We start from the raw sequence: 12,625 nt of genomic DNA, 5'->3' as shown, positions 1-12,625 counted from the left end.
TACGGCGGCGCGCACACGGAAAGACGTATGCCCGCCCGCCGCGCACTGCCTCCCATCCGGACTTTAACCGTCGGTCCAGGAATTCCACCTGGTCAACCGGCCGCTGGAAGCGACCGGGTCGCGGACTGTAACCGCCGGTTCGGACTTTCACCGACCCCGGAGTGCGCTGCTTCTGGTACAGGGCCAGTGTGCCACGACCGGCACTCACCCAGAGGGGTGAGTGGTGTGGGCTCGATCACAGTGCGTACCGCCGCTTTCGCGCCACGCGGTCGTCCTGCCCAACCCGGCCCCGCCGGGGACGGGTTGACGTCGGTCCGGACCATTGACCGTACTGGTCTAGTCCTTTTAGGGTGCGGACGGGCCCGGCGGCGGTGACGACGGCCCTTGCCCGCCGCCGGGCCGCCAGGGCCCTGGCAGGGTGGGCACATGGAGATCACCCTGCCCGCCGACACGTTCGAGACCCATCGCCCCCGCCTGTTCGGCCTGGCCTACCGGCTGCTCGGGTCCGCCCAGGAGGCGGAGGACGCGGTGCAGGACGCGTATCTGCGGTTCAGCGGCGCCGGCCGGGAGCCGATCGAGCACCCGGGGGCGTGGCTCGCCAAGACCGTCACCAACCTCTGCCTGAACCGGCTGACCTCGGCCCGGGCACGGCGTGAACGGTACGTCGGGCCCTGGCTGCCGGAGCCGGTCGTCACCTCCGACGGCACGCTGGGGCCGCTGGAGTCGGCCGAGCGGCGGGACCAGGTCTCGATGGCGCTGCTGTTGCTGCTCGAACGGCTCACGCCCGCCGAACGGGCGGTCTACGTCCTGCGCGAGGCGTTCGGCTACGCCCACCGGGAGATCGCGGACGTCCTGGCGCTGAGCGAGGCCAACTGCCGCCAGCTGTACCGGCGGGCGGCGGCGCGGGTCACCGTGCCCGGGAACCGTTTCGACGCGGCTCCGCAGCGGCGGGAGGAACTGGTCAGGTCGTTCATCACGGCCGCCCGCGAGGGTGATCTCGCCGGCCTGGAACGGCTGCTCGCCGCGGACGTGACCTGGTGGGCCGACGGGGGCGGCAAGGTCACGGCGGCCCTGCGCCCGATCGAGGGCCGGGAGAAGACCATCCGCTTCCTGGTGGGCATCACCCGGCGGTTCACGGCCGGTCTCGACTTCACGGCGGCGGAGGTCAACGGGGAGGGCGCGCTGGTCGCGTGGACGGGCGGCACGCTGGTGGGTCTGGTCGTCTTCGAGCTGCGGGACGGGCTGATCGGGCAGGCACGGGCGGTGGTGAACCCGGACAAGCTGGAGTTCGCGCGGGGCCAGCTCGCGCGCCGGTGAGACCGGTGGAGGGACGCCGGTGCGCGCGGGGCCGGCCCGCACGCCGATGAGACCGGTGGAACGACGCCGGTGCGCGCGGGGCCGACCCGCACGCCGGTGAAACCCATGCACGGAGGCCAGTTCACACGGGTCGGCCCGCGCGCCGGCGGATCCGGTGGAAGGGCGTCCCCGCGGGTTGTCACGTTTCCGGGGGGCTGTCCGGTCCTGGCTGGAGGAGGGCGCTCCGGTGGGGAGCGCCCGGTGTCCGAAGGGACGGAGAACGGCATGACCACGATCCTGGTGACCGGCGGTACCGGAACCCTCGGCCGGCTCGTCACGGAGCGGCTGCGGGCGGACGGGCACGAGGTCCGGGTGCTCAGCCGGCGCACGCGGCCCTACGCCGTCGACCTGCGCACGGGCGGAGCCGGCCTGGACGCGGCCCTGGCCGGTGCGGAGACGGTCGTGCACTGCGCGAGCACACAGGGGGGCGGTGACGACCGGGCGGCCCGCAACCTCCTCGCGGCGGCGCGGCGGGCCGGGGTGGGCCATCTGGTCTACATCTCCATCGTGGGCGTCGACCGGGTGCCGATGGGCTACTACCGCACCAAGCTGGCGGTGGAGCGGCTGATCGAGGAGTCGGGGCTCGGCTGGACGGTGCTGCGGGCGACGCAGTTCCACGACCTGCTGGTCACGCTCTTCGAGAGGCTGGCCAAGTCGCCCGTGCTGGCGGTCCCGGCGGGGGTGCCGGACCAGCCGGTCGAGGTCGCCGAGGTGGCCGGACGGCTGGTGGAGCTGGCGCTCGGGGCCCCGGCCGGACGGGTGCCGGACATGGCCGGTCCGGAGGTCCGCGGGCTGGACTCGCTGGCCCGCGCCTATCTGCGCGCGACCGGCCGCCGCCGCCCGGTGGTGCGGGTGCCGCTCGCCGGCGGCACCTACCGGGCCTTCCGCTCGGGCGGCCACCTGGCCCCCGACCGGGCCGTGGGCGAGGTGACGTTCGAGGAGTACCTGGCCGCACGGTTCGGAGGGAGCCCGACGGGCGGGCCGGCCTGACCCGGAAGAAGGCGGGACGGCCGGTGTCCGGGCCGGCCGACGGGCCGGGGCTAGCGCCCGTGTGGCGCGAACAGCTCGTCCTGCGCCCGGTCCCGGGCGGTCAGCAGTGCTCCGCGCAGTACGGCGCCGCCGCCGAGGCCGCTCGCCCGCACCTCGGTCGGCAGGGGTGACATCCGGCGCAGCCGGTCCTCCACCAGCCCGGCGAGCACCGCGCCCCCGGCGTGTCCGACCTCGCCGCCGAGCACGACGCAGCCGGGGTCCAGGACGGCCACGACGGAGGCGGCTCCGACGGCGACCCGGTCGGCCAGGGTGTGCAGGAAACGGCGGGCGGGGGACGCCTCGGCCGGCAGGGACTCCCCCGCCGCCGGGGCCCGGACCGCCATGGACTCCCCCGCCACCTCCGCCACCGCGGCCCGGACCGCCAGGGCCGCCCCCGGCCCGTCGGCCGGCCCGGACACCGGCCGTCCGCACTCCGCCGCCAGCGCGGTGACCGCCGCCGCCCCGGTCAGTGAGTGGAAACCGCCCTCACAGTCGGTCGCCGAGGGCAGCGCGCGGGTGCCCGGGACCGGCAGGAAGCCGATCTCGCCGGTGCCGCCGGACGCACCGCGGCGCAGGGTTCCGTCCAGGACCACCGCGGCGCCGACGCCATGCCCCAGCCAGAGCAGGACGAAGGTGCTCCGGTCCCGGGCGGCGCCCTCGCGCTGTTCGGCCAGGGCGGCCAGGTTGGTCTCGTTCTCGAGGGTGACCCGCGCACCGGGCAGCCGGTCCTGGAGCGCGGCGGCCAGGCTGCGGTGCCAGGCGGGCAGGCCGGCCGAGTCCCTGAGGTCGCCGGTGGCCGGGTCGATGAGGCCGGGCGCGCCGATGCCGACGGTGTGCAGCCGGCCGGCACCGGCCTCCTTGGCCGCGCTCTCCACCGCGCTCACCGCCTGTTCCACCGCGGGCCCGGTCCCGGTGTCCCCGCCGATCGGCGCGGACGCCTCGGCGAGCACCCGTCCCACCAGGTCGGAGACGAGGACGAAGACCCCTTCGGTGCGGACGTCGAGCGCGGCGAGGTGGGCGCGGTCGGCCACGATGCCGTAGAGCCGGGCGTTGGGTCCCCGGCGCTGCTCGCCGGACTCGCCGACCACCGTGATCAGTCCGGCGGCCGTGAGCCGGTCGACCAGGTCGGCGACCGTGGGCCGGGACAGTCCGGTCTGTTGCTTCAGCTGCCCTGCCGTGAGCGGGCCTTCCTGCTGCAACAGCCGCAGGGCCAGCCGGTCGTTGATGGCCCGGGCGGTGCTCGGTGTTGCGGGCATGACGGGAATCCTCCCAGATCGGTGGGGACCGGCCGAACACACGGGACGCTGCCCGCTATCTATCAGGCAGGCTTCCTGATAGTTTACGCGGCGTTGCGGGGAGGCAGGACGGGGCACCCTCGGGAGGGACGGGGACATGACTGACGTGAGCCATCCGCACGACGACGTGAGGCGCGCCCGGTACGCCGTGGCGGCCGTGTTCGCCGTGCACGGCGCCGTGACCGGTTCGTTCGCGACGCGCGTGCCGTGGGTCCAGGAGCACGCCTCGCTCGGCACGGGACAGCTGGGGGTCGCGCTGGCCTTCACGGCGTTCGGCGCCTCCTGCGCGATGCCGCTGGCCGGCCGGATCAGCCATCGCTTCGGGAGCCGTACGGCCCTGCGCGGGCTGCTGGCGCTGTGGACGCTGTCGCTGACGCTGCCGTCCGTCGCGCCGGATCTGGTCACCCTGTGCCTGGCGATGTTCACCTACGGGGCGGCCTCGGGCATGGCCGACGTCTCGATGAACACGCTCGGCGTGGAGGTGGAGCGGCTGCTCGGCAGGTCGATCATGTCGGGGCTGCACGGCATGTGGAGCGCGGGCGCCCTGACCGGCTCGGCGGCCGGCACCCTCGCCGCCCATCTCGGCGCCGACGCGCGCCTGCACTTCGCCCTCGCGTCGGCCGTCCTCACCCTGCTCGGGTTCGCGGCCTGCCGGTGGGTGCCGGACCTCCAGCCCGCCGCGGACGAGGAACCGCCCCCGCGGTTCGCGCTGCCGCCGCGCTCCGCGCTGCTGATCGGCGCGGTCGGCTTCTGCGCGGTCTTCGCCGAGGGCGCCAGCCTGGACTGGTCGGCGGTGTTCCTGCGGGACCGGCTGGACAGCTCGGCCGGACTGGCGGCGGCCACGACCACCGGGTTCATGCTGACCATGGCGGTGGTACGGATCGCCGGCGACGCCGTGGTGAACCGGTTCGGCGCGGTCCGCACGGTGCGCGCGGGCGGTGTCCTCGCCGTGCTGGGCGGCCTGCTGGTCGTGCTCGCCGGGCACCCGGCGGTGGCGATGGCCGGGTTCGCGTTGATGGGGCTCGGCATCGCGGTGGTAGTGCCGCTGTGCTTCGCGGCGGCCGGGCACTCCGGCCCCAACCCCAGCCAGGCCATCGCGGGCGTGGCGACCATCACCTACACCTCGGGGCTGATCGCGCCGAGCCTGATCGGCGGGGTGGCCCAGGCGACCAGCCTGATGGTGTCGTTCTGCGTGGTGACGGCGCTGGCGTGCGGGCTCGCGGCGTTCGCGGGAGTGCTGCGCACCGCCGAGCGCGGGGGCCGTGCGGAGGTCAGCCCGCGGGCCGCAGCAGCGCCCGGCCCGCGGCCCTGAAGTCCTCGCTCCAGGGCGCGGGACGCATGGTCGTCGCGTCCAGCCGGACCAGTACCCGGGTGCCCCGGGCGTACGTCTCGGCCCCGTCGGCCGAGCAGAACCGGAAGCCGTAGGTCAGGCCGGTGGTGCCGAGCCGCTCCAGCCAGAGGTGGACCGCGTAGGTGCCCGGGCGGGTGACCGGGGCCTCGTATCCGATGGACAGTTCACGGACGGCGTTGCAGGCGTCGCCGGCCGCCACCCAGTCGCCGTCGAAGCGGACGCCGTGCTCGTTCCACAGCTCGGTCCAGGCGCGCTCGACCATCAGCGGGTAGCGGGCGTTGTGCAGCAGCCCGAGCGCGTCGAGGTCGTCGAAGTGGACGGTGACGGGGATCAGCCGGCCATGCGAGACGGCGGGGGCGGTCGGGGCTTCGGCGGTCACGGGAAGGGCTCCTGAGCAGCGCGGGCGGGGTGGCGGCACCCCCGGTACCGCACCATACTAAGCGACCGCTCAGACGCCGACGGGCCCGCCTCCGGGAGGCGGCCCGGCCTCGACCGCACCGGATCACCGGCCCGGGACACCACGGCCCGACCACACCTCGCCACCCGCCCGGGACACCACGGCCCCACCACACCGCGTCACCGGCTCGGGACACCACAGCCCCACCACATCGCGTAACCGGCCCGGGACACCGCAGCCCCACCACATCGCGTCACCGGCCCGGGACACCACAGACCCACCACATCGCGTCACCGGCCCGGGACACCACAGACCCACCACACCGCGTCACCAGCCCGGGACATCGCGGCCCCACCACACCGCGTCACCGGCCCGGGACACCGCGACCCGGACTCGACCGCACCGGATCGCCGGCTCTGGACGCCGCGGCCGCCGCCGCACTCGATGACACCGCGTCACCGACCCCGGGACACCGTGGCCCGGGGTCGGCAGCGCACACCCGCCCGGGGGTCCCCCGGCCCGGCGCGGATCAGCCCGCTATCGAGTCCAGCTGCTCGGCGGCGGGCCGCAGTGCCCACAGGTCTCCCCCGGGGGGCGCCTGGAGCCCGGGGACGGCCCGCCGTGCGGCCGGGTCGCCGGCGTCGGCCGCCGCGTGCACCACGTCGGTCGCCGCGTAGCGCCGGAACTCCAGCTCGGGGTGCGGCCAGGCGGCCCTGCCGGTCGCGGCCGGCAGCAGGTAGCGGACCGCGTCGGCCAGGCTCTGGCCGTCGGGGCCGCGGTAGTCCCAGAGGTCCACGCCCACGTGCCGGCCGATGGCCGCGAGCCGGGTGTAGGCGACCAGGTCGAAGGTCGAGTAGTGCCAGCTGCGGGTGCGGGCCAGTTCCTGGGGCTGGCTGCCGTCGGCCGCGATCTGCGGGGCGATCCGGCGGGCACCCGCCTCCAGCACGGTCCGCCGGGCGAGGGCGGTGTCGCCGGTGGCGTAGGCGAGGGCGGCGAGCTGCATGTCGTAGAAGGTGCCGTGGTTGTTGGCGGCGGCGCCCTCCTCCCGGCCGAAGGCGCTGTCCCGCAGCCAGCCGAGGAAGTCCTTGTTCCACCCGGTCATGGCGGCCCGGTCCCGGGCCGTCCAGCCGGGCGCGCCGGTGGCGAGGAGGGCCTGGGCGTCCAGGACGGCGGTGTACGACTGCGAGAAGTCGATGACGCCGATGGACCGGCCGTCGTACTTGCAGGGGATGAACTGGGCGTGGTCCAGGTTCGGGTTCATCCGGGTGGCCGGGTCCAGGAACCACGTGCGCAGGATCTGTCCGGCCTTCTCGGCGTAGCCGCGCCTGCCGGTGTAGTACCAGGCGAGGGAGAGGTCGTACGCCGAGTCGAAGACCTTCTCGACGTCCTGGCGGTCCGTGCCGGCGTCGACCTCGGGATTGCGCTGTCCGTCACGCTGGACGTAGGGGCAGCCCCAGGGGTTGCCGGCGGTGGGGGCGATCGTGGGCCACCAGTAGGGGGCCTGGCTCAGATAGTCGTGGACGTCGCCGCCGGGGGCCGGTCTCGGCTTGTCGACGACCGTCCAGGGCCCCTGGCCCAGCCAGGCGTCCGCCCGGGCGGTCAGGCTCGCGAGGGCGCGCCGGAGCGCGGGGTCGTGGTGCGTGCGGGCCCGGGTCAGCTCCAGGCGGACACCGTCGAGCACGGCGGTCCGCGGAACCCGGGGAGCGGCGTGGGCGGACGGGACGAGCGCGGCCCCGAACGTCATCACCGCGGCCAGCAGGACGGCCGCGCGGGATCTTCCACTCATCGAGCGCTCCGATCTTCCGGACGACGACCGTCATCCCGGTCGGCGACGACGATCATCGATCAGATACATGAACTCGGTTCACGAACAGGACCGTGCGAGCGTAGAGCCACCGGTTACCCCTGACAATGGTCCGGACCGTCTTCACGTACGTAAGAAAGCGAAACCCCACCATGGACCTCGGCGTGCGCTGGAAACTGCACGGTGACGGGCGCACGCCCGCGCCCGGAGCGGTGGTACGCCCCGACGAACGGCTCTCCTGGCCCCGCACCGTGGGCCTGGGCGCCCAGCACGTGGTCGCGATGTTCGGCGCGTCCTTCGTCGCCCCCGTACTGATGGGGCTGGACCCCAACCTCGCGATCATGATGTCGGGTGTCGCGACCGCGATCTTCCTGCTGGCCACCCGCGGCCGGGTGCCGAGCTACCTCGGCTGCTCCCTGTCGTTCGTGGGTGTGGCCGCCGTCATCCGCGCCCAGGGCGGTACGAGCGCCACCGTGACCGGCGCGGTCCTCGTCGTCGGCGTCGTGCTGTTCCTGGTGGGCCTCGCCGTGCAGCGGTTCGGCGCGCGGATCATCCACGCCGCCATGCCGCCGATCGTGACCGGCGCGGTCGTCATGCTGATCGGCTTCAACCTGGCGCCGGTGACCGCGTCCACCTACTGGCCGCAGGACCAGTGGACCGCCCTGCTGGTGATGGCCTTCACCGCTCTGGCGGTCGTCTGTCTGCGCGGTTTCTGGTCGCGCATCGCGATCTTCCTCGGCCTGGTCTTCGGCTACGGCGTCTCCTGGGTGTTCGACCGGGCCTTCGGGAAGATCCACTCCATGAGCCCCAGCGGCAAGGTCGCCGACCACTGGCGGCTGGACCTCTCCGGCGTCTCCAAGGCGGACTGGATCGGGCTGCCGTCCTTCCACGGGCCCTCGTTCCAGTGGTCGGCGATCCTTGTCGCCCTGCCGGTGGTCATCGCCCTGGTCGCCGAGAACGCCGGTCACGTCAAGGCGGTCGGCGAGATGACCGGCGATCCGCTGGACGACAAGCTCGGCACGGCGATCTCGGCGGACGGCGTCGCCTCCGTCCTCTCCACGGCCGTCGGCGGGCCGCCGAACACCACCTACTCGGAGAACATCGGTGTGATGGCCGCGACCCGCGTCTACTCCACCGCCGCCTACTGGGCCGCCGCCGGCTTCGCCCTGCTCTTCGGTGTCTGCCCGAAGTTCGGCGCGATCGTGGCGGCCATCCCGGGCGGTGTCCTCGGCGGCATCACCGTCATCCTCTACGGCATGATCGGCCTGCTCGGCGCCCAGATCTGGCTCAACGCCAAGGTGGACCTGCGCAACCCGCTGAACCTGGTGCCGGCCGCCGCGGGCATCATCATCGGGGTGGGCAACGTGAGCATGAAGTTCTCCGACAACTTCTCGCTCAGCGGCATCGCCCTCGGCACCCTGGTCGTCATCACCGGCTACCACGCCCTGCGCGCCTTCGCCCCGGCCCACCTGAAGACGCAGCAGCCGCTGCTGGACGAGGGCACGTCCTCCTACGACGCCGGGACGGACACCCGCGCGCCGGGCAGCGGCTCGTAGGCGCACCGCCGCGCACACCGGGCCCGGCGTTACCCCGTTCCGGCGAAGCGCCGGACCGGTGGGCGCGCCGGGCGGCCACGGACTGGGACGCTTCCCCCATGGCGCAGCCGGCACACCTCACGACCTCCGTCGACACCGTCGTCGCGCGGATGCGCGCGCTCGACGCGACCCTGCCCGCCCGGGACGGCGTCGCTGTGTTCAACCGCGTCTACCTCGCCGTCACCGAGGAGGTGGGCCGTCGGCTGACCGCCGGGGAGTTCCCCGACCCGCGTGCGGCGAGCGCGCTGGACGTGCGGTTCGCCGAGCGGTACCTGGCGGCGGTCGACGCGGCCACCGCGGACCGCCGGCCGCCCGCCTGCTGGCGGCCCCTGTTCCAGCTCCGCCGCCACCCCGGGGTCCGGCCGCTGCAGTTCGCGCTGGCCGGCATCAACGCCCACATCGGGCACGATCTGGCCCTCGCCGTGGTCGACGCGTGCCGCGCGCTCGGCTGCCGGCCGGCCGACCTGGAGGACGAGTTCGACCGGGTCGGCGAGCTGCTCGGGGCGCTGGAGGAGCGCATCCGCGAGGATCTGATGCCGGGCCCGGACCTGCTCCAGATCGCCGATCCGCTCACCCATCTGCTCGGCTCCTGGAGCCTGGAGCGGGCCCGGGACGCGACCTGGACCGCGGCACGCGCCCTGTGGGCGCTGCGGCACTGCGCCGACGTCGCCGAGGAGTTCACCGAACGCCTGGACGCGGCGGTCGGCTTCGCGGGCCGGATGCTGCTGACCCCGCTCGCCGACTGACCGCTCACCGACTGGCCGCTCGCCGCCTGGCCCCCTCACCGGCTGACCGCTCGCCGCCTGGCCCCGTCACCAGCTGACCGCTCGCCGACTGACCCGTCACCGGCTGGCTGACCGCTCACCGTACCGGCGGGAGGCCGGCCCTGGAGTCCGCGGCCGGCCGGCCGGCCGGCCGCGTCCCGCTCCGTTCCCGGGTCAGTCCTCGGGAAGCTCCACCGGCGCGATCTCGTCGTAGACGTCACCCGGGCCCGGGTTCGTCGCGTCGGTCTCGCCGCCGAAGTGGTGCATGACGCCCCAGACCGCGTTCAGTGCCGTCTGGATCGCACCCTCGGCCCAGCCTGCCGTCCAGGAGATGTCGTCGCCGGCCAGGAAGATGCCCCGCTTGTCCGCCGGCAGCCGGTCCTGCATGAAGTGGGTGAACAGGCGCCGCTGGTAGCGGTAGTGGCCGGGCAGGTTGGCCTTGAACGCGCCCATGAAGTAGGGCTCGTTCTCCCAGGAGACCGTCACCGGGTTGCCGATGATGTGCTTGCGGATGTCCACCTTCGGATAGATCTCGCCGAGCGACTTCAGCATGACCTCCATCCGCTCGTTCGCGGACAGCGGCAGCCACTTCAGGCTGTCGTCACACCAGGTGTAGGAGAGGCAGATGACGGCGGGCTTGTCCGGGCCGTCGTCCAGCAGGTAGGTGCCGCGGGTCATGCGGTCGGTGAGCGTCATCGACATGACGTCCCTGCCGGTCTCCTCGTCCTTGTCCAGCCAGAACGGCCGGTCCACCGGGACGAAGAGCTTCGAGGACTCCATGTAGTGGGTGCGCTCGATCGCGGTCCAGTGGTCGATCGGGAACAGCGAGTCGTCGCAGGCGATCTTGGACAGCAGCATCCAGGACTGGGCGGTGAAGATCGCCGCCTTGAAGGTGCGGATGTCACCGTCCGCGTCGGTGACGGTGATCTGGTTGCCCGCGGTGCGGTGCAGCCGGGTCACCGCCGGACGCGGCTCGCCGTCCGCGTGGAGCGTCTTCAGCGAGGTGCCGTACGGCCAGTGGACGATCTTCTCCGGCTCGCGCTCCCACAGGCGCAGCGGCAGCTGCTGGGAGCCGCCGACGATGCCGCGGTGGTGGTCGTCGGCCTCGGTGTAGACGACCCGCAGGATCTCCAGGATGGAGTTCGGGAAGTCGGTGTCCCAGCCGCCGGTGCCGAAGCCGACCTGCCCGAAGATCTCCCGGTGCCGGAAGGACTTGAACGCCTCGGAGTCGCAGAGGAAGCCGTAGAAGGTCTGGTTGTCGAGCTTCTCGACCAGCTTCGCCCAGATCTCACGGATGCGCGGGACGTCCCGCTCGCGCATCGCGCGGTTCATGTCGGAGAAGTCGGCGCCCTCTTCCAGGCACTTGTTCCAGGCGTCGGCGACGTCCCGGTACACCTGGGGCAGGTCGTCGACGGTCTCGGCGTAGTGCGACTCGCCCTTGAGGTCCACGACGGTCGACGGGGTCGCCTCGGCCAGCGGGTTCGGGAACGGCCGGGTCTCCAGGCCCACCATGTCGAGGTAGTGCTGGAGGGCGGTGGAGGACGGCGGGAAGCGCATCGCGCCCATCTCGGCGGTCAGCCCCTCCGTCTGATCACCGCAGCCCTCGAAGCCGACCGTGCGCAGCCGGCCGCCGATCTGGTCGGCCTCGTAGACGACGGGCTTGAGGCCCATCTTCATCAGCTCGTACGCGGCCACGATGCCGGACAGGCCGCCGCCGATGATCGCGACCTCGGTGCCGTGCTCGGTCGCCGGGACCTGGCCGAGGCCGGCCGGGTGCGCGAGGAAGTCGTCGTAGGCGTAGGGGAAGTCCGGGCCGAACATGGTGATCGGCGGCTGCTGCTCGTCGGTGTGCTCGACGGCGTTGGGCACCGTGGACGTCATGGGGGTACGGACTCCTTGCGCGTGGTGAAACGGGGGAAGCTGTGGGGGCGGCTCAGACGAGGGAGCCGTACAGGCCCGGGCGGCGGTCCTGCAGGTACGGGTTGTTCTCCCGGGAGGCGGCCAGGAAGCCGGGGTCGGCGTCGGCGACCACCAGCTGCTCGGCGCGGCCGGCGCGGGTGCGGGCGACGCCGTCGGGGCCGGCGAGGACGGAGAGGCCGACGAACTCGAACTCCCCCTCCTCACCGACCCGGTTGACATAGGCGACGTACATCTGGTTCTCGAAGGCCCGCACCGGGATCATCGACTCGGCGACGAACTGGAAGGGGTGCATCTGCGCGGTCGGGACGACGAGGAGGTCGGTGCCGGCCAGGGCGTGGGCGCGGACGTTCTCCGGGAACTCGACGTCGTAGCAGATCAGCAGGCCCACGGTGAGGCCGTTCAGCTCGGCCTGGACGACCTGCTGCTCGCCCGGCGTGAAGTGGTCGCGCTCGAAGCAGCCGAAGAGGTGGGTCTTGCGGTAGTTCGCGAGCCGGGTGCCGTCGGCGGAGATCAGCTGGGCGGAGTTGTAGACGGTCCCGCCGTCGCGCTCCGGGTAGCCGTAGACGATCGCCAGGCCGTGCCGGGCGGCGATCTCGGCGACCGCGTCGGCGGAGTCACCGTCGGCGGGCTCGGCGAGGCGCGCGATGTCGTCGCCGATCGCGTACCCGGTGAGGAACATCTCCGGCGCGGCCAGCAGACCGGCGCCCGAGGCGGCGGCCCGGCCCGCGGCCTCGTCGAGGACCTTGAGGTTCTCGACGACGGAGCCGGGGCGGCCGGAGCTCTGGAGCAGGGCGGTGCGCATGCGGGATCCTCACCGGACGGGGGGTAGGGGGCCGAATAGACCGTACGGTCGGGGCGCGCGGCCGGACAAGAAGGAGCCGTTGCGCGCGGGTGCGCTGTTCGTTGCGTGGAAAGTGGGGCGGACGGCGATTCGTTGCGCGCCCCGGGCGGGGCCGGGAGCCGTCCCGGAGGGGTGCGTGCGGGGGCGTCCCTCCCGGGAGACCGGCGAGGCATCCTCCGCACGCGTTCCACCTGCGGAAACGCCGACCTGCTGCGGCCCGGCCACCGATGTCCCGGCCGCCGATGTCCCGACGGCCGGGCCGCGGCGGCCGGG

Annotated in this window: 10 protein-coding genes and 1 riboswitch; of the genes, 5 read left to right on the top strand and 5 right to left on the bottom strand. The window is 73.5% G+C overall.

Annotation, left to right across the window (positions count from 1 at the left end; translation table 11 throughout):
• Positions 1–38: 38 nt before the first annotated feature.
• A riboswitch (FMN riboswitch) is annotated at positions 39–169 on the bottom strand.
• A 257-nt stretch (positions 170–426) separates the two neighbouring features.
• Complete coding sequence (locus GT045_RS03845; RefSeq protein WP_161296382.1) at positions 427–1,317, top strand: RNA polymerase sigma-70 factor; 891 nt, start codon at positions 427–429, stop codon at positions 1,315–1,317.
• A gap of 264 nt (positions 1,318–1,581) precedes the next feature.
• Positions 1,582–2,346: an SDR family oxidoreductase gene (locus GT045_RS03840; protein WP_161333292.1), complete on the top strand. Its 765-nt coding sequence runs from the start codon at positions 1,582–1,584 to the stop codon at positions 2,344–2,346.
• Positions 2,347–2,396: 50 nt separating this feature from the next.
• On the opposite strand, the gene GT045_RS03835 is transcribed toward GT045_RS03840, so the two are convergent.
• On the bottom strand, positions 2,397–3,641 hold the full coding sequence (locus GT045_RS03835) for an ROK family transcriptional regulator (RefSeq protein ID WP_161333291.1): 1,245 nt from the start codon (positions 3,639–3,641) through the stop codon (positions 2,397–2,399).
• A 136-nt stretch (positions 3,642–3,777) separates the two neighbouring features.
• Between GT045_RS03835 and GT045_RS03830 the strand changes: the two genes are divergently transcribed.
• Positions 3,778–4,992: an MFS transporter gene (locus GT045_RS03830; RefSeq protein ID WP_161333290.1), complete on the top strand. Its 1,215-nt coding sequence runs from the start codon at positions 3,778–3,780 to the stop codon at positions 4,990–4,992.
• Here the strand turns inward: GT045_RS03830 and GT045_RS03825 are convergent.
• Positions 4,952–5,410, bottom strand: a complete 459-nt coding sequence (locus GT045_RS03825) for a thioesterase family protein (RefSeq protein ID WP_161297255.1) — start codon at positions 5,408–5,410, stop codon at positions 4,952–4,954. The two genes, GT045_RS03830 and GT045_RS03825, sit on opposite strands and share 41 nt — an antisense overlap.
• 547 nt (positions 5,411–5,957) lie before the next feature.
• Positions 5,958–7,214 carry an alginate lyase family protein gene (locus GT045_RS03820; RefSeq protein WP_161333289.1) on the bottom strand — a complete coding sequence of 419 codons (1,257 nt, stop codon included), beginning with the start codon at positions 7,212–7,214 and terminating at the stop codon, positions 5,958–5,960.
• A gap of 170 nt (positions 7,215–7,384) precedes the next feature.
• Here GT045_RS03820 and GT045_RS03815 point away from each other — a divergent pair, with 170 nt between their 5' ends.
• A complete protein-coding gene (locus GT045_RS03815; RefSeq protein WP_161333288.1) occupies positions 7,385–8,788 on the top strand; it encodes a solute carrier family 23 protein in 1,404 nt (467 codons plus the stop codon).
• Between the two features lie 98 nt (positions 8,789–8,886).
• A complete protein-coding gene (locus GT045_RS03810; protein WP_161333287.1) occupies positions 8,887–9,573 on the top strand; it encodes a DUF5995 family protein in 687 nt (228 codons plus the stop codon).
• 192 nt (positions 9,574–9,765) lie between these two features.
• On the opposite strand, the gene GT045_RS03805 is transcribed toward GT045_RS03810, so the two are convergent.
• Positions 9,766–11,472: an NAD(P)/FAD-dependent oxidoreductase gene (locus tag GT045_RS03805; RefSeq protein WP_161292569.1), complete on the bottom strand. Its 1,707-nt coding sequence runs from the start codon at positions 11,470–11,472 to the stop codon at positions 9,766–9,768.
• A 52-nt stretch (positions 11,473–11,524) separates the two neighbouring features.
• Positions 11,525–12,313, bottom strand: coding sequence for a carbon-nitrogen hydrolase family protein (locus GT045_RS03800; RefSeq protein ID WP_161292567.1), 789 nt, complete (start codon positions 12,311–12,313; stop codon positions 11,525–11,527).
• Positions 12,314–12,625 lie beyond the last annotated feature (312 nt).

Origin of the sequence: Streptomyces sp. SID486 (assembly GCF_009865385.1) — a bacterium.
GTDB lineage: Bacteria > Actinomycetota > Actinomycetes > Streptomycetales > Streptomycetaceae > Streptomyces.
This window is presented reverse-complemented; position numbering and strand designations above follow the sequence as displayed.

Coding starts and splice junctions, on each gene's coding strand:
- GT045_RS03810 (WP_161333287.1), top strand. CDS start 8,887: ATGGCGCAGCCGGCACACCTCACGACCTCCGTCGACACCGTCGTCGCG.
- GT045_RS03840 (WP_161333292.1), top strand. CDS start 1,582: ATGACCACGATCCTGGTGACCGGCGGTACCGGAACCCTCGGCCGGCTC.
- GT045_RS03805 (WP_161292569.1), bottom strand. CDS start 11,472: ATGACGTCCACGGTGCCCAACGCCGTCGAGCACACCGACGAGCAGCAG.
- GT045_RS03815 (WP_161333288.1), top strand. CDS start 7,385: ATGGACCTCGGCGTGCGCTGGAAACTGCACGGTGACGGGCGCACGCCC.
- GT045_RS03820 (WP_161333289.1), bottom strand. CDS start 7,214: ATGAGTGGAAGATCCCGCGCGGCCGTCCTGCTGGCCGCGGTGATGACG.
- GT045_RS03845 (WP_161296382.1), top strand. CDS start 427: ATGGAGATCACCCTGCCCGCCGACACGTTCGAGACCCATCGCCCCCGC.
- GT045_RS03835 (WP_161333291.1), bottom strand. CDS start 3,641: ATGCCCGCAACACCGAGCACCGCCCGGGCCATCAACGACCGGCTGGCC.
- GT045_RS03800 (WP_161292567.1), bottom strand. CDS start 12,313: ATGCGCACCGCCCTGCTCCAGAGCTCCGGCCGCCCCGGCTCCGTCGTC.
- GT045_RS03830 (WP_161333290.1), top strand. CDS start 3,778: ATGACTGACGTGAGCCATCCGCACGACGACGTGAGGCGCGCCCGGTAC.